Here is a 19,780-nt window from a genome sequence, read left to right as displayed (position 1 = left end):
GGGTTCAACGTTTTTGGGTTTCCAACGTGCGATCTGTTGCGAGGGCGCATCGTCCTGCACCGACTCGCCCCCTGCGTGAAGAGTCAAGTCTTGCACCATCAGTAGGACTTTGGCAGCTTGCGCGCGATTTCGGTGGCACGTCCGCCGCTTAAGGACTCCGGGGGGAGCGCCAAGCGACGTTTCGAGGGATTGAGACTCGGCTTGGCAAGAACCGGTCCGCTTCGGCGGGCCGGTTTTTTGTTGCCCAAGAAGCACAGCGCTTAGTCATCAAATCCGAACACTGAGTTTCATGTTTGAAACCCTGATGTGGCGCGGGGGCGATGGAGCTATTGTGGCATTTGTGGGGAAGGCGCTGAGTCGTCCTGGGGGTCACGAATGCTGTCTTTGAGCAAAATCAATATAATAAAAAATGCGTTCCGCCTTTTGGGGATTAGCTCTGCAGCCATGCTGGCGCACATGGGCGCGGCTTCCGCCGGCGGTTTCGATATCCACGAGCAATCGACCGTGTTTCTGGGTTCGGCTTCGGCAGGGTCGGCGGCAGGCGGAAGCCTCGGCTCGATGTTTTGGAACCCAGCTGCAACGGCCCAGTTTCCGGGTTTGAACACTGAATCGTCCTACACATTGATTCTTCCCTACGCGAATGTGGACGTTAGCAATCCGCTGGTTGGTTCTGGAAGCAGTGGCAACATAGGCATCGATGCGGTGAGCGGTGCAAGTTATGCCGCCCTCCAGATCAACAAAGACCTCTGGGTTGGTCTTGCGATGAATTCGCCGTTCGGCCTTGCGACGAAGCCCGATAACGTGAACTATCCGGGCTCCTATCTCGGAGTGACGACCAAACTTCTGACGATCAATGCTAACCCGACGATCGCCTATCGCATCGCGCCGGGAATTACGATCGGCGCGGGACTTCAGATAGAATGGGCGCAAGCGAAGCTTCAATTTCGCGATCTGCTGACGCAAAAACTCGATAGGTTCGGCGGAGCGGATTGGGCATTCGGAGGCACCGCGGGTATCACCCTTGAGCCATTTACCGGAACAACCATTGGTCTCGGCTATCGGTCTCAATTGACCCATGACATTGATGGATCTTTCAGTGGCCTTGGCGGCCTGCCGGGGACCGCCACGGTCAACCTTCCAGATATCGTCACTCTCAGTGCGCGGCAGGTCATAACGCCGACAACCCGGCTGCTCGGTACCGTAGAGTGGACGAATTGGAGCCGATTCAAGAACCTGCCGCTGTCGTTGCCATCGATAGGGGGTGGCCTCAACCTGCCGACAAACTGGGCTGACGGCTGGTTCTTTTCTGTGGGCGGTGAATACGACTATACGCCCAATTTGACGTTGCGGACCGGTGTCGCCTACGAAATGTCGCCCATCGATTCTGCGACGGGGCGGATCGTTCAAATTCCAGACAATAATCGCGTTTGGCTGAGTGTCGGCGCGAGCTACAAATGGACCGACGCAACAACGTTCGACATCGGCTACTCGCACATCTTCATTCAGGACGGCGGTGTAGACATTAGTACGCCGGAAGGAACAGGCACTCTCGCGCCGCTCCCAACCTTGGAATTCAAAGGGGAATCACAAGCTGCTGTCGATCTTGTCTCGTTCGGCATGCGGACGAGGTGGTAAGATCAGCTACCCCACAAAAAAAGCCGGGCATGTCGCCCGGCTTTTTTGTGTCACTATGCCCGGCAGCTACTCGGCCTCATCGACCTGTAACTCGTGCAGGATGCTTTCGAGAACGCCTTCGAGTTTGTTAGCCGATGTTTCAAGTGCGCTCGCGGCGGCCACGACGCGGTTCGATTGGGCGGCCTGCGATTGGCTCATGGCATAGAGCTTGCCGGCATTGCGGGCGATTTGCTCGCAGCCTTGCGGATCAAACGGATTGGCCTGGAGCGACCAGGCGATGTCGTGAATATCTTCGGCAGCCTTGAGCATAGCATGTGTCGGTAGCACGCTTTCATCCATCGTAGGACGTGCCAGGAGGGCGGCTCGGGTCTCGGCCATCTGGGATCGGACGGCTTCGATTTCGGCCTTGAGCTGGCCGAGCAGCGCCGGCGGCTCGCGCAGGGAGCCTTGTAGACGGCGAATGGCGTCTTCAAGCAGGGCGCTGTCCAGGCGGCGCGCGCGGCGGCCGTGCTCGGCCAGGAACCAGCGCCCGCGTGCGGTTTCGAGCAGTGTCGCCTCAATGGCGCGGTATTCGGTTTCAATATCGTCAGTAACGGGCGAAGTGAGAGCCTGCATGCCAGTTGTGCTCCGCAAAAAATCGCCTCAACGGGTACGCGATTCGCAAGCGGCGAAGACACAACCTTAGGCTGAACTAAACAGGACTTATCGGTCAGCGCTACGCCTTCCGCGTTATAGTGTGGCATGAGCATAGAGATGTGAGGACGGGCATGGCCAGCGGGGATGACGCAAAGCGCAGTTTCGCGATGCGCGTCGCGCTATTTTACGGTGCGTTGTTCGTCTTTTACGGCATGCACACGCCGTTTCTCCCAGTCTGGCTGAACTGGCGCGGACTGTCGGCCGGCGAGATCAGCACGGTAATCGCGGCGCCTCTGTTTCTGCGCGTGTTCGTGTCACCCGTAGTTGCGATGGCGGCAGATCGGAGCGGAGCGCACCGCCGGTATCTCGTGCTGCTCGCGTGGCTGACGATCGCGCTGGTGTTGGCGCTGGCTGAATCATCATCGTTCTGGCCGGTGCTGTTGTTCGCAATCGCGCTGATGCTCTGCAACTCGACGATCATGCCGCTGATCGAGACGATCGCGGTGACGGGTGTTCGCTACCGCGGCCTCGACTATGGGCAAATGCGGCTGTGGGGATCCCTATCGTTCGTGGCGGCAAATTTTATCGGCGGGTTGGTGATCTACGCTTTCGGCGGCGGAGCCGGTATTTGGCTGATCGCGTTCGGGTGCGTTCTGACTGTTGCTGCCGGACATTTCCTGCCTCCGGACGAGCGGTTTGAAGATGCGATCAAGCCAGCGCTGCCGTTGTGGCGGTCATCCGTATTGCACGATCTCCTGAGCCAGAAGCAATTTTGTCTGTTTCTCGTAGCGGCTGGTCTCGTTATGGCAGCGCACGCTACGTTCTTCACGTTCGGGATTCTGCTTTGGGAAAAGCAGGGCCTTTCGGCGGCGTGGTGCGGAACGCTGTGGGCCGTCGGCGTCTTTGCCGAGGTCATGCTGTTTTCCGTTTCCGGACGGGCGGTCGCGCGGATTGGATCGTTACGCCTCATCGCGCTTGCCGCGTTGGCGTCGATCGTGCGTTGGTCGGGGATGGCGTTCGAGCCGCCGCTGGCGATGCTTATTCCGCTGCAATTGCTGCATGGCGCGACCTATGGCGCTTGCCACATCGGCGCGATCCACTTCATCCACGAAAACGTGGCGCGCGATAAGCAGGGAACGGCGCAATCGCTCTACGCGACAATGGCTGCGGGTGTCGCGCTCGGTGCGGCGACGCTGGTCGCTGGATGGATCTACGTGCGCGCCGGGTCGCTGTCGTATCTCGGGATGGTCGCGATCTCGATGGTGGCGTTTGGCGCAGCGCTTTGGCTGCTCCGCAACCGCAGCAGCTCGACGATGGCGGCGGCGGATCCAGTGTAAGGCGAGTCAGCCCCACAGCTCAGGGCTTGGCGGCCGAATGACGCCGTTGTCGATGCTCAAGCCGTGCTCGCGATCTCGCGCCAGCAGAAGCGGGCCGTCGAGGTCGATCCAGTCGGCATACGGTGCCAGCAGCATCGCGGGCGCAACGGCGAGTGATGTTCCGACCATCGAGCCAATCATGATCTTGAGACCGTTGCGGCGTGCTTCTGCGACGAGGCTGATTGCACCTGTCAAGCCGCCCGCCTTGTCGAGCTTGACGTTCACGGCGTCGTAGAGACCGATGAGATGCGGGATATCGTCGGCGGTATGAACGCTTTCGTCGGCACAAATAGGGACGAGGTGGGGAGTGGCACGGAGGATCCCGTCCTGACCGGCGGGAAGCGGCTGTTCGATCAATTCGATGCCGCATTCAGCGGCGACCGCGAGCAAAGGCGTCAACGTTTCTGCAGTCCAGGCTTCGTTGGCGTCGACAACAAGATGAGCGTCTGGGCGGGCCTGCCGGACAGCGCGCATACGTGCGTCATCGCCGTCACCGCCGAGCTTCAGCTTCAAGAGCGAGAGAGAGGCAACGCTAGCGGCTTTTGCCGCCATCTCGTCGGGGGCGGCGAGACTCAAGGTGAAGGCGGTGACTTGCGGCGCGGGTTCGGGAAGCGCAGCGCGCTTTGAAACCGGAATGCCGGTCTGCTTGCTTTCGAGGTCCCAGAAGGCGCAGTCGAGGGCATTGAGGGCCGCGCCGGGTTTCAGCTCACGCAGCAAGTCGGCGTGCGTTGAAATTCGATCGGCAGCCGTTCGGATGGCATCGAGGACGCCATCGACTGTTTCGCCATAGCGGCCATAGGGGACGGCTTCACCGCGGCCTTTGTGCGTGCCGTCCGTTATTTCTACGACGACGACATCGGCCGCGGTTTTCGCGCCGCGTGAGATGATGAAAGCTTCTCTGAGCGGCCATGCCTCGTGTCGTGCTTCGACGCGGATAGGCGGCATGCGGACAGGCGACATGGCGGCCTTTGCCGGTTAGCGAATCCGGCCGACTGCGTGCGCGAGGAAGAGATAGACGCGGCCGGTATCGGACACGAGATGGCTTTGCGCCGTGCGACCAGACGGGTCACGCGTGTCGGCTTCCTTGATGATCCGTTCGAAGTCGGTAAGGTACCGGAAGATCGACTGCGACAGGTCCGCGTCGGTCTGGGCGCGGGCGGCGATTTCGTCGAACAGCATACGCGCTTCCGGAGCGTAAATGCTGCGGACCAGGACGTTCCTCTGACCCGCGCGAATGCGGTTCCAGATGGCGCCGGCCGTCTGCGGATCGAGCGCGCGGGAGATCATGCCGACGTCGAGGCGCACTGGCGCGGCCGAGTGAGGGGCAGGCGAATGCGGCGGCGGTGCAGGTGCTGGTTCGGGCGGAACATTGCGGACCGGCGCGTGGTCTTCGTCGTGCGAGGCGCGGGCAAGGAGATCGCCGAGCGACCAGCCCTCGCGTTGATCCTGTTGGACGCTGGCGCGGCTGCGGCTGGGCGCATTTTCCTGTTGGATAAGCGCGGAGGTCAGCGACGGTGTCGGCGCGAGACGCGCGGGCGCGGGAGCTGGCTCAGGGCGCATGATTTCGCGGGGAGCGTTGGCGCGTTGGGAAATTTGCGTCAACTGTTCGATGGCGCGCAACTGATCCTGCAGGGCGCGGCGCATCGATTCCGCCGTCTCGCGCGTCGAAGTCGGGAGGCGAGAGGCTTCTTCGCGAATGCGGGCCTGCTCGCTCGCCAGGGTGGCGGCGGCCTCGGCTGCCCGGAGGCGGGTTTCTTCGGATGCCGATGAGAGGCGGGTCGATAGCGTTTCGAATTCGCGAGACAGTTCGCCCGATACGTTCTGGAAGCGATGACGGAGATCGGATAGCGCGCGATCGCTCTGGGCCTCGGTCTCATGCTTGACGCGATCGAGTTCGGCCATCAAGGCGCGCGAGCGGCTCTCGGCGGTGTCGCGCAGCTCCTCGGCAATGGCACGGGCCTTGAGTTCGATATTTTCGAGCGAACCTTCGAGGTTCGATGAATAACCGGCGATGGTGCGGCCAAATTCGTCGGCTTTGCCCGAGAGGCGATCGATGGTGTGCGAAAGCTCGGCGTGCCGCGTCTGCAGCGTCGACTCGATGCGAAGGTTGGCGGTGTCGAGGACGTTGGCGGCTTTGAGGATCTGCTCGCCCTGGTTCTCGAAGCGGTTGGTGACGCCGTGGATCTGCTGGAACAGATTATCGGCGACGTCCTGCAGGATGCCCGACTGTTTCGAAAGCCCGTCGATGGCCTTCATCGTCTGACGTGTGATGTTTTCGCTCGTCCGGCGGACGGCGTTGATGCCGTTCACGACGGAATCGTCGAGTTCCGTCGCCTGCTGCGCAATCGTTTCACGGAAGGTCTGCGAATGGAGCTGCAGGGCATTCGTCAGCAGAGACGCCTTTTCGCTGACCGCATGGTCGATGGCGGTCGTCGAGCGCATGATCTGATCGTCGAATAGCTCAAGCCGCTTCTGGAAGGCTTCATCGAGCGAACGCGTTCGTTCGACGAGCTGGATGTCGAGAGCCTGGGCGCGGTTAGACAGAGTGGTGTCGAGCGCGCGCGCATATTCTTCGAAAACAGTCTGGAGGTTTTCAGTGCGGTTGCCGAGCGTCGTATCGAGCGTCTGCATGTAACCGTCGAACGTGGCGCGCATCTGTTCCGTGCGAGCGCCAAGCGCGGTCGAGAAGGCAGTGGTGTAGTCTTCGAGAACCGATTGAAGCTGAAGCGTGCGCGAACCGACGGCATTTTCGAAGCGGCCCGTGGCGGTAGCAAGCGAGCCTTCGAGGTTGGCGAGATTTTCGCCTGCATTAGCGATGATGCCGCGAAGCGTCAGCTGTTGCGTCGAGAGCTTTTCGATCAGCGTCGGAATTTCGGTGCCGAGCGTCTTCAGCGTTTCGGTGACGTTGGTGGACGTGTCGAGAAGGGCGTGACGTTCGCCTCCGAGTTCGTTGATCAGCTCGCGGATGCGGCGCTCGTTGTGCTCGTAGGAGCGTTCGAGTTCGGCGACGTGATTGTGCACGAGTGCTTCAAGTTCGCCGGCGCGACCAAGGGCGCGGGACACGGCGTCGTTCATGAACGAGACTTGGCGGCGGACAGCCTGACCCAGGCTAGCGATTGATTGTTCCGCCGTGCGGTCGGGCTCGGCGAGGCGAATGGCGACTTCGCTCATCGTTGCGGATTTAAGTGCCAGCGATGCGATGTGCCACGACAGAAGGGCTAACAGCCAGATGATGGCGATCGGCGCGATGATGGCGGTCGCGGTGTAGAACGTCGTCGGATGCAGCAGGAGCGACGACAGGGGCTCGCCTGCCTGCCATCCGGGTGCAAGCGTCAAGGCGCCAACGATCAGTCCGACGACGGCCCAGACGGCGCTGCCGATGGCGGCGTAACGAAAAACCTTGTTCGACGGCTTCTGTTCGAGCGCGTAGATCAGGCCGCCGATGCTCGGGATGTCGTCGTTGGCGGCGATTTTACCACGGACCGGTCCTGCCGGGCGGCGACGCGCGACGCGGCGGGCTGGCGGCTCGGTGGTGGGTTCGTCTGCGGGCTGTTCTTTGTCGGGCGGCGGCATCGGCGCTGGCGCGGGAAGAGCTAAGGCCGCGGCCGTCGCGGCTGGCGCCTGGGCGGCATCGATTGAAAGCAGCGGCGGGGGAAGGGAGGGCGCCGGTCTAGAGGCAGGCTCCTTGGCGTCCGTCGCGGGTTGGGCATCGTTAGGGATGCCGTCCAGGGACGGTTCGACGGGCGGTGTTCTGCCCGCAATAGCCATGAGTTTCGCAATCTGATCTTGCGACATTGCGCAATGTCCCCCACTCGATCCGGTACGCGGCACAAGCCCGTGCGCTTCAGGCCACCGGAACTCCCATTCGCACCCTATAAGAGTTTTAATTGCCCGCAAAATGGAAAGACATGCGTAACCATAAGAAATGTCTATGCATCTTAGGGGGTTAGCGAATTGGGACCGATAATACGGCCGGATTGCGGCGGCAGGCGCTCCTCCGATGCGGCTGCGGCCTCACGTCGTAGGTTAAGTAGCCGTTTATGACGTTGGCCGAAACACCCCGGTCCGGTTTACCCAGAGTTATTGCGGTTCTGGGACTATTCTATCCCCAAAAGTTGCGGCCAGGATGGCGGGAATACGCCTTTCTGACCGCCATCGGTTTAGGTGTGACGTATGGATGCTCCGCGGGCTCGATCGTATGATCTGCACACCCCGGATAGAAGCGACAGGCCGATAGACGTGCCGGTCGATCTCGCTCATCTGAGGAGATATACCCTTGGAGACAAGGCTCTCGAGGCCGAAATTCTCGGGCTTTTCCTCGCGCAGCTGCCTGAAACCATTGCCTCTCTGAAGTCGGCCGAGACTGAGCGGGACTGGAAAATCGCGGCGCATGCGCTCAAGGGATCGAGCAGGGCTGTTGGAGCGTGGCGGATCGCTGCGCTGGCGCAGGAAGCGGAGACGCTTCCTGCGAACGTGACGACCGGTGCTTGTTCCGAGGCGATCGCAAAACTTGAGGCCGCCGCCGCAGAAGCCAGTACTTTCGTCAAGGAAACGGCGTGTAAAGCCTAGCGGCTGACCGATCTTCTGTGGCCCTCCCGCCGCATCCCCCGCGTTCGGCTTGAAATACTGGCGGCGTCCAATTAAGTGTGCCCGCTAACCAACGATCCCCATCCGTCTGAGGCCGTTCTCAACGGCCCATTCAAGCCTCAAGGACACACGCGCAACCATGACGAAAATTACGTTCATCCAGCCTGACGGCGAGAGTCAGACGGTGGAAGCGGAAAACGGTCTGACCGTCATGGAAGCAGCGAAGCTCAACGACATTGCTGGGATCGAGGCAGAATGCGGGGGCGCGTGCGCCTGTGCGACCTGTCATGTCTACGTTGACGACGCCTGGCGCGACAAGGTCGGTAAGGCGAGCGACATGGAAGAGGACATGCTGGATTTCGCGTTCGACGTGCGCGAGGGCAGCCGCTTGTCTTGCCAGATCAAGATCTCCGATGCGATCGACGGTCTGGTCGTCCGCGTGCCCGCAAAGCAGTTCTGATCAAAGACATTCAACGGACGATCGTGATGGCCGAAACGATTTCTATTGCATCCGCTTCTTCCGAAGTGAGCGCACCAATCGAGACCGATGCCGTTATCATCGGCGCAGGTCCGTGCGGGCTCTTTGCCGTGTTCGAATTAGGCCTTCTCGATATCAAGGCGCATGTTGTCGATATTCTGGATCGGCCTGGCGGTCAGTGCGCCGAGCTCTATCCGGAAAAGCCGATCTATGATGTCCCGGCGCTGCCTATAGTGACGGGGCAGGAGTTGACCGAACGACTGATGGAGCAAATTAAGCCGTTCAACCCGGTCTTCCATTTTAGCGAGCGTATCGATGGCTTGAAGAAGTACGCCGACGGTCGCTATCACCTTATTACGGATGCCGGCACGGAATTCATTGCCAAGGTCGTCGTGATTGCAGCCGGCGGCGGATCGTTCACGCCGAAGCGCCCACCACTCAACGGCATCGAAGACTTCGAAGGCAAGTCGGTCTTCTATTCGGTGCGCAAGATCGAATCCATGCGCGGCAAGGATATCGTCATCGTCGGTGGCGGAGACAGCGCGCTCGACTGGACGCTCAACCTTGCTCCGGTCGCAAAGAGCCTGACACTGATCCATCGCCGCGATGAATTCCGGGCAGCCCCCCATTCCGTCGAAAAAATGCGCAAGATGGTGGAGGAGGCGTCCGTCCGGTTGATGATCGGGCAGGTGACTGCGCTCGACGGGGCAGACGGGCAGCTGTCGGCGCTCGAAGTAAAAACGGCCTCAGGCAGCGAAAAAATTCCCTGCACTGCCATGCTGCCGTTCTTCGGTCTGACGATGAAGCTCGGCCCTGTCGCGGATTGGGGCCTCAATCTTCACGAGAATCTCATCCCCGTAGATACCGAGCGTTTCGAGACGAGCGAGCATGGCATCTTCGCCATCGGTGATATCAACACCTATCCGGGCAAGCTGAAGCTCATTCTGTCGGGCTTCCACGAGGGGGCGCTGATGGCGCAGGCCGCACAACGGATCGTCTATCCGGACAAGAAAGTGATGTTCCAATACACGACGTCGTCTTCGAGCCTGCAGAAGAAGCTCGGCGTGAAATAACGTTCGCGGTCTCCCCACGCTCAGGCGTGGGCGATTTCCAGAAATCCAAGGGCAAGCAGGACGACGGCACCCGCAGCGACGATCAATTTGCCGCGGCGCGTCGGGGCAGCGGCGCCCATGACCAGCGCCGCAATCAGAATTGCTGCAGATATCAGATTGATCGGCACTAGCGCGGCAGGTCCGATGGAGCCGCGGGCTTCAGGATAAGTGAGGCCGATCCAGACGCTGACCGCGATTGAGAGGATCAGCGCGCCAGTGAGTCGCGGCCAGAGTCCGGAGTTTGGCTTCTCGATGCCGGCCAGCGTCAACGTGATGAGAGGGACCACGATCAGTACGACGCCGGTTGTCCCCTTGATCGCGATTTCAGCCCATAGAATCTGTTGCACGCATGCGCTCCGAGAAGCGTGACTGCGGTATTACTGGAAGACTTCCTTCATCTTCTCGCTGGTTTCATCGCCGGTGCCGCTGTTTCCGAAGCCGCTGAACAAGCCGCCGCTGTCTTCTGGCGCTTCGGAGGGAGGAGGCGTGTAATCGCCGGCAAGATTGCGATTGAGTGCTTCCTTAATCCGGGCCGTGCGATCAGGCGTGCAGTAGTCTTCTTCCTGCTCCTTCGCGGAGATCGCCTTCGTCACGCCGTTGAATGCGGTGTCGTAGACGTTGGATAATTTCTCGCCCAGGGTGGGTGCGGATGCCGTTTCGTAGGCGAGGTATTGGCTCTTCAGTTTGCCCGGATCGAAATTGTAACCGCATTTCAGGGCACGGGCCGAGGTCGCGGCGACGCCCATGGCGCGGGCGACGGGGTCGTTCGGGTCGCGGTTTTCTTTTGCCGTGCTGGAGCCGCCCAGAAGCGAACCTGTGGTCGGCAGTTTCGGCAGCGAGGCGCCGCAGCCGCCGAGAGCAACGGTCGCGGCCACGGTCAGGATCAGTTTGGCGTTTCTCATTGGGAATGTTCCCCCCACCCCCGATATCGCATTTGAGATGGCCTAGTCGCCGCGGCCGGTCAATGGCTCAGGCGCCATTTCCCACGGTTTGAGACAAACGAGTCGCAATACAACTTTAGGCGTCATCGGCCACGAGTGGGGCCGAAACGGGGCATCAGCGCATCAGGGCGCGCATACCGGCGTCAAGACCGTCGAGAGTCAACGGATACATGCGTCCGCCAAGCAGTTTGCTCACAATGCCGATCGAGGGTGTCCAATCCCAGTGTCTTGGATCCACAGGATTGAGCCAGATCGTGTGCTTGTAGATGTCAGCAACACGTTTCAGCCAGACCGCACCCGGTTCTTCGTTCATGTGCTCGACAGAGCCGCCGGCAACGGTGATCTCGTAGGGGTTCATCGAGGCATCGCCGATGAAGATCACTTTGTAGTCGGCCGGGTAAGTGTGCAGAACCTGCCAGGTGTCGATCTTGTTGGTGTAGCGACGGGCGTTATCCTTCCAGACGCCTTCATAGAGGCAGTTGTGGAAGTAATAGTACTCAAGATGCTTGAACTCCGAGCGGGCCGCCGAGAACAGCTCTTCGACTTCCTTGATGTGATCGTCCATCGAGCCGCCGATGTCGAAGAACATGAGGAGCTTGACGGTGTTGTGCCGCTCGGCCCGCATGCGAATATCGAGGTAGCCCTTTTCTGCGGTGCCGCGGATGGTGCCGTCGAGGTCCAGCTCTGAGGCGGCGCCCGTCCTGGCGAACTGGCGTAAGCGGCGTAGGGCAACCTTGATCGTGCGTGTGCCGATTTCCGCCGTGCCGGCCAAGTCCTTGAACTCGCGCTTGTCCCAGACTTTGATCGCGCGGCGATGGCGGCTTTCCTTCTGGCCGATACGGACGCCAGCCGGATTGTAGCCATACGCGCCAAAGGGTGACGTGCCGCCGGTGCCGATCCATTTGTTGCCGCCCTGATGGCGTTCTTTCTGCTCGGCGAGGCGCTTCTTCAGCTCCTCCATGATTTTGTCCCAACCGCCGAGCGCTTCGATGCGCTTCTTGTCTTCTTCTGAAAGGTGAAGCGTGCTCACACGGCGCAGCCATTCCTCGGGAATTTCGGCTTCCGCGGCGTCGGGCAGGCTTTCGAGGCCTTTGAAGACATGGGCGAAGATCTGATCGAAGCGATCGAGATTGCTCTCGTCCTTAATGAGCGTGGCGCGCGCCAGATAATAGAAATCTTCGACGCGGCCGCTTGCGATGCCCGAGCGTACGGCTTCAAGCAAGGTCAGATATTCTTTGAGCGTGACCGGTAGTTTGGCTGAGCGCAGCTCTGTGAAGAAGGCCTGGAACATGGGGCAAAACTAGGTGTTTTGGAGCGTCGAGACAATGAGCGGAGCGCCGCAAGCACGTTCTAACGCAAAGAAGCCGCCCAAAGGGGCGGCTTCTCGTATTTCGATCGTCTGGCTTCAGATCAGAAGTTGATCAGAGCGCCCATACCGACGTAGTCGAAGTTGTCGTAGGCAAGACCCTGGGTGTTGTTATCGTCATAGTCGAGGTGACGATACTTAACCCAGATCGACATGGCAGCCGCGTCAATTTCCTGGACCACGCCGAGACCCCAAACCTTCGTGGTATCTTCGGTGGCACCGAGGAGGCCCAAGTTCTCAGACTGGGAGAATACGCCCGAGCCCTTGATGTGCTCGTATTCGCCATAGAGAACCGTGTGGCCGAGCGGAACCCAACGTTGACGGATACCGCCCTTCAGGTAGTAGGTCTCAGACTGGCCAGAGCCGCTGAAGTCGTAGGTGTCGTGGCCGTAAGCACCGTATGCGAACAGGCCCGTCGGGATGTGTTCGACATATGCGCCAGCCTGGAAGTACTGCTGGGTCGCGTTGTTCACGAAACCACCTGAGAAGCCATTGAGGGCCTCGTCGGTGCTTTCAGCGTAAGACGCAACGGCAGCAACCTTGAAGTCATGCCATTCACCAGCGTAACGCGTGGTGATGGCCCAGATGTCATCTTCACCCCACGATGCGGACACCGAGAAGCCGCCAAAGGTCGGCGAGTCGTAACGAACGACGTTGCGCGGAACGCCGAAGCAGTCACCCCAGGCGCCGCCAGCGCTCTGGCAGTAGTCGCCGCCCCAGTGTCCAAAAAGGCCACCGGTGTTGGTGCGGATGCCGAAGCTGTTGACGTCGAACGCCACCCAGTTGGCGGGGACGAGCGAGCCCGAACCGTCAACCAAGATCGCTGCGTTGTCAGCTGCGTCGGACTGCTTACCAACCGAGACCTTACCCAGCTGGTCGCTCTTGATGAACCAGAACGACTGCAGCGTCGAAACGCCGTTGGCCGTGCCGGTCAGAGCGTTCGGTCCGTCAGGCTGGCTTTGGCTGGTCGTCAAGCTGTCGGAGCCGATGGCTTCGATGTGCAGAACATAACCTGCCGTCCAACCCGGAAGGATCGTCGCCTGGCCAGTGAACTTCACGTGGCTGCCGAGCGTCGAGCCGAGGTCCGTGACGTAGGCGTTCGACTCAGCGCCGTCGTCCCACCACATAACCTGCTGGCCAACCCAGCCCGACACGGTGAGCGAGACCTTGCGGTTGCCCTTACGCGCCGTCGTCGCTTCCAATTCTGCAATGCGCTCTTCTAGATCTGCGCAGCAGTTGCCGCCCAAGTCTGCTGCAGAAGCATTCGTCGCGGCGAACCCGCCAGCGAGAACGCCTGCAGCGACCAGTGCGCCTACCCTCATCTTCCTCATTCTACCTTCTCCCGTCTTCAATCACTTCTAGTAGTAGACGCGGTACTTGGCGTTCGCCGTATTGTCGGCCGCATCAAAAGCGATCCACGGCGGAACCCCTACCAAGTGACTTCGCCGCTTGCCGGGAAAGTCCGTGATTCGTGGGTTGGCAACAATTGCGGTTTGCGAAACGACCGCGACGAATCCGACAATGTGGCGCAGGGGCAACTAGCCGGATTGTTGGGCAGATGCTCGAAAACTAGTCTAAATAACTGTTTTTGAAGGCATTATTTTTGTGCGAGCCACGGAAGTCGCACTGTGGGTTTTCCACGCATCAGCGAATTCATATGCACACAAATAAAAAGGCCGCCCGGCAAGGGGCGGCCTTCAATTTCGATTTGGTGGCTTTGGCCGGGGATCAGAAGTTGATCAAAGCGCCCATGCCAACGTACTGGAAGTCTTTGTAGCCAATGCCGAGATCGTTGTTGTCGCTGTAATCGAGGTGACGGTACTTCACCCAGATCGACATCGCAGCCGAGTCGATTTCCTGAACAACGCCACCACCGATGACTTGCGTGCGATCGTGGGTTGCATCGAGGCCACCAAGCAGGTTCTCCGACTGGGAGAAGACGCCCGAGCCTTTGATGTTCTCGTATTCGCCGTACAGGATCGTGTGGCCAAGCGGCGTCCAGCGCTGGCGGATACCGCCCTTGCCGTACCACGTCTCCGACTGACCCGAGCCAGCGAAGTCATAGTCGTCGTGGCCGTAAGCACCGTATGCGAACAGGCCCGTCGGGATGTGTTCGACATATGCGCCAGCCTGGAAGTAGCGCTGGGTCGCGTTATTCACGAAACCGCCTGAGAAGCCGTTGAGGGCCTCGTCGGTGCTTTCAGCGTAAGACGCAACGCCTGCAACCTTGAAATCTGCCCATTCACCGGCGTAACGCGTGGTGATGGCCCAGATGTCATCTTCACCCCACGATGCGGACACCGAGAAGCCGCCGAAGCTCGGCGAGTCGTAACGAACGACGTTGCGCGGAACGCCGAAGCAGTCACCCCAGGCGCCGCCAGCGCTCTGGCAGTAGTCGCCGCCCCAGTGGCCGAACAGAGCGCCGCTGTTGGTGCGAATACCGAAGCTGTTGACGTCGAACGCCACCCAGTTGGCGGGGACGAGCGAGCCCGAACCGTCAACCAAGATCGCTGCGTTGTCAGCCGCGTCGGACTGCTTACCGACCGAGACCTTACCCAGCTGGTCGCTCTTGATGAACCAGAACGACTGCAGCGTCGAGACGCCGTTAGACGTGCCGGTCAGAGCGTTCGGTCCGTCAGGCTGGCTTTGGCTGGTCGTCAAGCTGTCGGAGCCGATGGCTTCGATGTGCAGAACGTAACCTGCCGTCCAGCCCGGCATGATCGTCGCCTGGCCAGTGAACTTCACGTGGCTGCCGAGCGTCGAGCCGAGGTCCGTGACGTAGGCGTTCGACTCAGCGCCGTCGTCCCACCACATAACCTGCTGTCCAACCCAGCCCGACACGGTGAGCGAGACCTTGCGGTTGCCTTTGCGTGCCGTCGTAGCTTCCAATTCTGCGATGCGCTCCTCGAGGTCTGCGCAGCAGTTCCCCCCGAGATCAGCTGCCGATGCACTGCCGGTTGACAGGCTGCCCGCAATCAGGCCTGCCGCCGCCAGGGCACTCAGACTGTACTTGTTCATAGAACTACTCCCGTCTGCTTCGACTTGAGGAATGACAGGCAGGAGCGCCAGCGCCCGGCCCAACACTCTTCTTCTTTCCGTGGTGTTATTTTACCCGTCCTCAAACCCGTCTTTGCGGCCAACGGGTTTCCCCCCGAATCACCGCTCAGGGTTATGTTTTAAGCAGATCTGATTCGGTCGGGGAATAGTGGACGGGCGTTCCGCTGTGGAATTGCGGGGATTTGTGACGGAAAAGTCACGAGCGTTGATGCTGCCACACGGCGGTCACGGGCCGACCTAAATTCGGACGAAGTGACTTCCTTGTCATGGCGACGGGGAAGGAAAAATCACTGATGATTCATGTGGTCGTCATGTGGATAAACGGCGTCCGCATGTCAGTCTTTGACCGATTTTGAAGACATCGTCGAGATGCAAAGGCCGGGATTATTACTAAAAACGCCGACTGGTGTGTCACGACAACCATTTCCGGCTGGTCTGCCTAACTCGCGAGCACGAAGTGTTCACTGCACTGGGCTTGGAAGCGATCAGTGTGCCCGAACGCCTGGCGAAATCAGTTCTGCATGGCGTCGAGCAAGCAGGCTGGCGTCGATGAGCGCTTGCCGTTTATCCACCCAAAAAAGGCGAGTTCGGCTTCGACTAATCCGGCTATGAGGGTCTTTAAGCCCACCACGGCAGGGTCGCAAATCAGCACGAGCGCGAATAACGGGATGTGGACAGTGATAAAAAAACTGTCTGAGGAAATCGACCTGCTTGCGGACCAGCAGCGGCATCGACCAGAGGGCTTTCCTGATGTTGCATCGGCGTCCGACCGCTGGGACTGCCGGAGCCAAAGGCTTGGGTGTGGGCAACCTATGGCTGCCGACGGTTGACGATGAAAATTCTTCGAGGGGATTTTATGGGCAGTCTTGCCCGGTAGGATGCAACGAATGGCGGGTTGCTAACTTCATAATTCGTTGACGAGAAAGTCACACGCCAACGTCTCGCGAGTGGAAAATCTGCCACAATCGTTGGATAGCAGTCGTGGGCTGTTCGTCAGTGCTGTCTCGCGATAGCGTTGGGCTGGAACGTGCGCGCCTCGAGGTTTGGCTGATATCGGAAATGACAGGAAAAATCGTCGATCGCCGGGTACTGCTTGAGAAGGCGGTCGCAGGAACTTTTGCCATGGGCCTCGTCAAGATGGCGTTGGCTGTAACAGATGCCTATGCGGATGGGGCGTCGCCGGCGCCACAACAGAGCCAGCAGGGGACGACCTTCGGAACGACGACGGTAAAAACGGAGGCCAAGCGGCTTTCGGACCAGCCGTTCGTCAAGCCGACGATGGATCTGCCGCCGCCGTTCAATAAGCTGAGCTACAGCCAGTACCGCGATATCCGCTTCCGGCCGGAGAAGGCGATCTGGAAAGGGGATCATCTCGATTTCCAGATTCAGCCGTTTGCCATGGGCTGGCTCTATGACGTTCCGGTCGATCTGTGGATCGTCGATGCCGGTAAGGCGGTTCGACTGGTTGCAGACAACAAGCTGTTTTCGTTTGGGCCGCTGATCGGTCCGGGCCCCGATGCGGCGCCGTTCGGATTTTCCGGGTTTCGTATCCACGGGCCGATCAACCGGTCCGACGCTTTCGACGAGTACACCGTCTTCCAAGGTGCGAGCTACTTCCGAGCCGTCGGCCGTGGACAGGTCTACGGTGCATCGGCTCGCGGCCTGGCGCTCAATACCGCGCAGCCCGGCGGCGAAGAGTTCCCATTTTTCCGTAGCTTTTGGATCGAACGGCCGAAGTCGATCGCAACCGAACTGGTCATCCATGCGTTACTCGACAGTCAGTCGACGACCGGCGCCTACCGGTTTGCGATCTCGCCGGGAGAGACGACGGTTATGGATGTCGAGGCAACTTTGTATCCGCGTGTTGCCCTGAGCCATGTCGGGATTGGTCCGCTCACGAGCATGTTCTTCCATGGACAGTCGAGCCAGCGGCGGGTCGAAGACATCCGCCCCGCTGTTCACGACAGTGAAGGGCTCGCCATGATCAATGGCGGCGGCGAGCGGCTGTGGCGGCCGTTAAACAATCCGAAGACCCTGCAGCTCAGCGCCTTCATGGACAAGGACCCGAAGGGCTTCGGGCTTTGGCAGCGCGACCGCGACTTCCACAACTACGAAGACCTCGAAAGTCATTTCGAGCGTCGGCCTTCGGTCTGGGTCGAGCCGGAAGGTCCGTGGGGGGAAGGGTTCGTCGAGCTTGTCGAGATTCCCATCGAAGATGAGATTCACGATAATATCGCCGCCTATTGGAAACCATCAAAGCAATTGGCAGCTGGCGGTCCGCATCTCTTTAACTACAAGATCTACTGGGGCAGAGATGTCCCGGAAGCCTGGGCCGGCGCCCGCGTCGTCAAGACGCGTGTGGGAAATGGCAAAAAGCCAGGCATCATTGTTTTCGTCATCGATCTGGCAGGACCGTCGGTCAAGGACGCGAAGGATCTGCCAGCCGTGGATTTGTCTGCGAGCGCTGGTCAAATTTCCAACATCAATGTCCAGCGAAATCCTGAAATCTCCGGCGTTCGTGTCTCGTTTAATCTGGCCACGGGCGACAATGAACTCATCGAACTTCGTTGCGTTCTGAAGGCAGGCGATCAACCCGTCTCGGAGACCTGGCTCTATCGATGGACAAAGCCGTAAACGAGAACTTCATAGGCGAGATGCCGGAAGTCACATCGTATTCCAAAACATCGCCCGACGCGGGACCGTGGCGGCATTTGCCGCCGTCGGCGCCGCTCGATATGCCGACGCAGGATTTTTCCACGCCGGCGCACGCGAGCACTGAAGTTCGGCGGCGCGGGTATTGGGTGCCGCGTACGGCGATCTTTGCTGGCGCTGCAGTGCTGACCGCCGCCTTTGGGCACGAGCTGTTCAGCATCCTGTCGTTCGTCGTCATTACGCCGGTCCAGTTTCTCTTTCTCATTCTGTCAACGATCGCGTTCGGATGGATCGCCATTGGCAGCCTGAGCGCGGCGTTGGGATTTCTGCCACTGTTCATTGGTGAGCAGCCCGATACCATCGAGCCGCCGCCCCCGTCGTCGTCACTGGCCGGGCGCACGGCGTTGCTGTTTCCGGTTTATCACGAAGACCCCGCGCGGATTGCGGGTGCGATCGAGGCGATGGTGCGTGAACTCGCAGACCTCGGCCGCAATGATAATTTCGACGTGTTTGTGCTGTCCGATACGCGCGGCGACGAGGATGGCGCGAAGGAGGCGGCCGTCTATCGAGCGCTTGCGCTCGAACTCGACGATATCGCGTCGGTCTACTATCGCCGCCGAATGAAGAACACGGCGCGCAAGGCTGGAAACATCTCCGACTGGGTCGAGCGTTTCGGGGCCTCTTATGAGTCTTTCATTATTCTCGATGGCGACAGCGTGATGTCGGGCGGCACGCTCGTTTCGCTGGCCGCTGCGATGGAGGGCGATCCCAAGGCAGGCCTCATTCAGACCGTGCCGCGTCTGGTTGGCGGCGAGACGCTTCTGCAGCGCCTGCAGCAATTTGCATGCAACACCTACGGTCCGGCGGTAGCCGCTGGCATTGCGTTCTGGCATCGCGACCAGGGCAACTACTGGGGCCATAACGCGATCATTCGCACGGCGGCGTTTGCGTCGGCGGCTGGGCTGCCTGACCTTCCCGGTCGCAAGCCGTTCGGTGGCCACATTATGAGCCATGATTTCGTCGAGGCGGTTTTGCTGCAGCGCGCAGGCTATGGCGTGCACATGATGCCATCGCTCGAAGGGTCTTACGAAGGCATGCCGCCGAACATCATCGATGTGGTGGCGCGGGACCGGCGCTGGGCGCAGGGCAACCTCCAGCATCTGGCCATCGTCTCGCAACCGGGGCTGACGCCGATGGGTCGCCTGCACCTCGGTATGGGAGCGGCTTCCTATCTGATTTCGGGCGTCTGGGCGATGTCGCTCATCGTCGGTGTCGTGCTGGCGCTGCAAGGCCAGCAGATGATTCCGAGCTACTTCCGCGATGACAAGACCTTGTTTCCAATCTGGCCGACGATCGATCCTGGCGCTGCGTTGCGTCTGTTCATGGGCACGATGGTCGTTGTTCTATTGCCTAAGGCACTCGGCCTGCTGCTCGCTTGGAAGCAGATGCGCAAGGAGCGGAATTTCTTTGGCGCCATTCGGGTGACAATCGGGGTGCTGATCGAGACGGTCTATTCGATGCTCATCGCGCCGATCTTCATGGTGACGCAGACAGTCGGTGCCGCCGAAATCCTCGCCGGGCGGGATTCCGGATGGAAGCCGCAGAAGCGCAACGACGGTGCGATCACGTTTGATGATGCGATGTGGTTTGCGCGCTGGCAGACCGCCATCGGCGGCATCGTCGGGGCCATCACATATACGGTTTCCCCGGCGCTTCTCGCCTGGATGTCGCCGGTGATCGGCGGGCTCATTCTGGCAGGACCGGTAAGCTGGCTGACGTCACGCCGTGCCGGTCCCATCGAGCGGTGGGCGTTGGCGACGAATGAAGACCGCAGGCCGCCGCCGGTTTTGGTCGATGCCGGGCACAGGTCGCGCGATTGGGAACGGAAGATGACGACGCCCGGTGCACTTAGCCCGCTGCCGGACGCTGCAGCGGCCTAG

General features: G+C 60.2%; 15 protein-coding genes. 7 read left to right on the top strand and 8 right to left on the bottom strand.

Going from position 1 to position 19,780, the window contains the following annotated elements:
• The first annotated feature begins 444 nt into the window (after positions 1-444).
• Complete coding sequence (locus tag RLW55_RS15995) at positions 445-1,635, top strand: OmpP1/FadL family transporter (RefSeq protein ID WP_409559809.1); 1,191 nt, start codon at positions 445-447, stop codon at positions 1,633-1,635.
• A gap of 66 nt (positions 1,636-1,701) precedes the next feature.
• Here the strand turns inward: RLW55_RS15995 and RLW55_RS15990 are convergent, their stop codons facing one another.
• On the bottom strand, positions 1,702-2,250 hold the full coding sequence (locus tag RLW55_RS15990) for a hypothetical protein (RefSeq protein WP_423414712.1): 549 nt from the start codon (positions 2,248-2,250) through the stop codon (positions 1,702-1,704).
• Positions 2,251-2,402: 152 nt separating this feature from the next.
• Between RLW55_RS15990 and RLW55_RS15985 the strand changes: the two genes are divergently transcribed.
• Positions 2,403-3,608 carry an MFS transporter gene (locus RLW55_RS15985; protein WP_423414711.1) on the top strand — a complete coding sequence of 402 codons (1,206 nt, stop codon included), beginning with the start codon at positions 2,403-2,405 and terminating at the stop codon, positions 3,606-3,608.
• A 6-nt stretch (positions 3,609-3,614) separates the two neighbouring features.
• Here the strand turns inward: RLW55_RS15985 and dgcA are convergent, their stop codons facing one another.
• Positions 3,615-4,607, bottom strand: a complete 993-nt coding sequence (gene dgcA, locus RLW55_RS15980) for an N-acetyl-D-Glu racemase DgcA (RefSeq protein ID WP_423414710.1) — start codon at positions 4,605-4,607, stop codon at positions 3,615-3,617.
• A 15-nt stretch (positions 4,608-4,622) separates the two neighbouring features.
• Positions 4,623-7,442: a hypothetical protein gene (locus RLW55_RS15975; protein ID WP_409559813.1), complete on the bottom strand. Its 2,820-nt coding sequence runs from the start codon at positions 7,440-7,442 to the stop codon at positions 4,623-4,625.
• Between the two features lie 444 nt (positions 7,443-7,886).
• On the opposite strand from RLW55_RS15975, the gene RLW55_RS15970 reads away from it, so the two are divergent.
• From RLW55_RS15970 to RLW55_RS15960, 3 genes are all read left to right on the top strand, one after another.
• A complete protein-coding gene (locus tag RLW55_RS15970) occupies positions 7,887-8,216 on the top strand; it encodes an Hpt domain-containing protein (protein WP_409559814.1) in 330 nt (109 codons plus the stop codon).
• A 157-nt stretch (positions 8,217-8,373) separates the two neighbouring features.
• Positions 8,374-8,694, top strand: coding sequence for a 2Fe-2S iron-sulfur cluster-binding protein (locus RLW55_RS15965; protein ID WP_013947537.1), 321 nt, complete (start codon positions 8,374-8,376; stop codon positions 8,692-8,694).
• A 26-nt stretch (positions 8,695-8,720) separates the two neighbouring features.
• Complete coding sequence (locus RLW55_RS15960) at positions 8,721-9,785, top strand: NAD(P)/FAD-dependent oxidoreductase (protein ID WP_423414709.1); 1,065 nt, start codon at positions 8,721-8,723, stop codon at positions 9,783-9,785.
• Between the two features lie 20 nt (positions 9,786-9,805).
• Here RLW55_RS15960 and RLW55_RS15955 read toward each other — a convergent pair whose 3' ends face one another.
• The 5 genes from RLW55_RS15955 to RLW55_RS15935 form a co-directional block, all read right to left on the bottom strand.
• Positions 9,806-10,171: an ABC transporter permease gene (locus RLW55_RS15955; RefSeq protein ID WP_423414708.1), complete on the bottom strand. Its 366-nt coding sequence runs from the start codon at positions 10,169-10,171 to the stop codon at positions 9,806-9,808.
• A 30-nt stretch (positions 10,172-10,201) separates the two neighbouring features.
• The gene (locus tag RLW55_RS15950; RefSeq protein ID WP_409559817.1) at positions 10,202-10,726 is read right to left on the bottom strand and encodes a hypothetical protein; all 525 of its coding nucleotides are present in this window, start codon (positions 10,724-10,726) and stop codon (positions 10,202-10,204) included.
• Positions 10,727-10,880: 154 nt separating this feature from the next.
• Positions 10,881-12,056 carry a vWA domain-containing protein gene (locus RLW55_RS15945; protein WP_423414707.1) on the bottom strand — a complete coding sequence of 392 codons (1,176 nt, stop codon included), beginning with the start codon at positions 12,054-12,056 and terminating at the stop codon, positions 10,881-10,883.
• A gap of 119 nt (positions 12,057-12,175) precedes the next feature.
• Positions 12,176-13,462 carry a porin gene (locus RLW55_RS15940; RefSeq protein WP_409559819.1) on the bottom strand — a complete coding sequence of 429 codons (1,287 nt, stop codon included), beginning with the start codon at positions 13,460-13,462 and terminating at the stop codon, positions 12,176-12,178.
• Between the two features lie 397 nt (positions 13,463-13,859).
• A complete protein-coding gene (locus tag RLW55_RS15935; RefSeq protein ID WP_423414706.1) occupies positions 13,860-15,149 on the bottom strand; it encodes a porin in 1,290 nt (429 codons plus the stop codon).
• Positions 15,150-16,247: 1,098 nt separating this feature from the next.
• Between RLW55_RS15935 and RLW55_RS15930 the strand changes: the two genes are divergently transcribed.
• On the top strand, positions 16,248-17,822 hold the full coding sequence (locus tag RLW55_RS15930) for a glucan biosynthesis protein (RefSeq protein ID WP_423414705.1): 1,575 nt from the start codon (positions 16,248-16,250) through the stop codon (positions 17,820-17,822).
• On the top strand, positions 17,807-19,780 hold the full coding sequence (gene mdoH, locus RLW55_RS15925; RefSeq protein ID WP_423414704.1) for a glucans biosynthesis glucosyltransferase MdoH: 1,974 nt from the start codon (positions 17,807-17,809) through the stop codon (positions 19,778-19,780). Before RLW55_RS15930 ends, mdoH begins: the two co-directional genes overlap by 16 nt.

The organism is Hyphomicrobium sp. B1 (genome assembly GCF_049532635.1).
Taxonomy (GTDB): domain Bacteria; phylum Pseudomonadota; class Alphaproteobacteria; order Rhizobiales; family Hyphomicrobiaceae; genus Hyphomicrobium_B.
Note: the sequence above shows the minus strand (reverse complement) of the source record. Positions and strands in the feature narration are given on the sequence as shown.

What these genes read in the sequence shown, in the direction of transcription:
- RLW55_RS15960 (WP_423414709.1), top strand. Translation starts at nt 8,721, where the DNA reads ATGGCCGAAACGATTTCTATTGCATCCGCTTCTTCCGAAGTGAGCGCA.
- RLW55_RS15965 (WP_013947537.1), top strand. Translation starts at nt 8,374, where the DNA reads ATGACGAAAATTACGTTCATCCAGCCTGACGGCGAGAGTCAGACGGTG.
- RLW55_RS15995 (WP_409559809.1), top strand. Translation starts at nt 445, where the DNA reads ATGCTGGCGCACATGGGCGCGGCTTCCGCCGGCGGTTTCGATATCCAC.
- RLW55_RS15950 (WP_409559817.1), bottom strand. Translation starts at nt 10,726, where the DNA reads ATGAGAAACGCCAAACTGATCCTGACCGTGGCCGCGACCGTTGCTCTC.
- RLW55_RS15945 (WP_423414707.1), bottom strand. Translation starts at nt 12,056, where the DNA reads ATGTTCCAGGCCTTCTTCACAGAGCTGCGCTCAGCCAAACTACCGGTC.
- RLW55_RS15940 (WP_409559819.1), bottom strand. Translation starts at nt 13,462, where the DNA reads ATGAGGAAGATGAGGGTAGGCGCACTGGTCGCTGCAGGCGTTCTCGCT.
- RLW55_RS15930 (WP_423414705.1), top strand. Translation starts at nt 16,248, where the DNA reads ATGACAGGAAAAATCGTCGATCGCCGGGTACTGCTTGAGAAGGCGGTC.
- RLW55_RS15975 (WP_409559813.1), bottom strand. Translation starts at nt 7,442, where the DNA reads ATGTCGCAAGATCAGATTGCGAAACTCATGGCTATTGCGGGCAGAACA.
- RLW55_RS15935 (WP_423414706.1), bottom strand. Translation starts at nt 15,149, where the DNA reads ATGAACAAGTACAGTCTGAGTGCCCTGGCGGCGGCAGGCCTGATTGCG.
- RLW55_RS15985 (WP_423414711.1), top strand. Translation starts at nt 2,403, where the DNA reads ATGGCCAGCGGGGATGACGCAAAGCGCAGTTTCGCGATGCGCGTCGCG.
- mdoH (WP_423414704.1), top strand. Translation starts at nt 17,807, where the DNA reads ATGGACAAAGCCGTAAACGAGAACTTCATAGGCGAGATGCCGGAAGTC.
- dgcA (WP_423414710.1), bottom strand. Translation starts at nt 4,607, where the DNA reads ATGTCGCCTGTCCGCATGCCGCCTATCCGCGTCGAAGCACGACACGAG.
- RLW55_RS15990 (WP_423414712.1), bottom strand. Translation starts at nt 2,250, where the DNA reads ATGCAGGCTCTCACTTCGCCCGTTACTGACGATATTGAAACCGAATAC.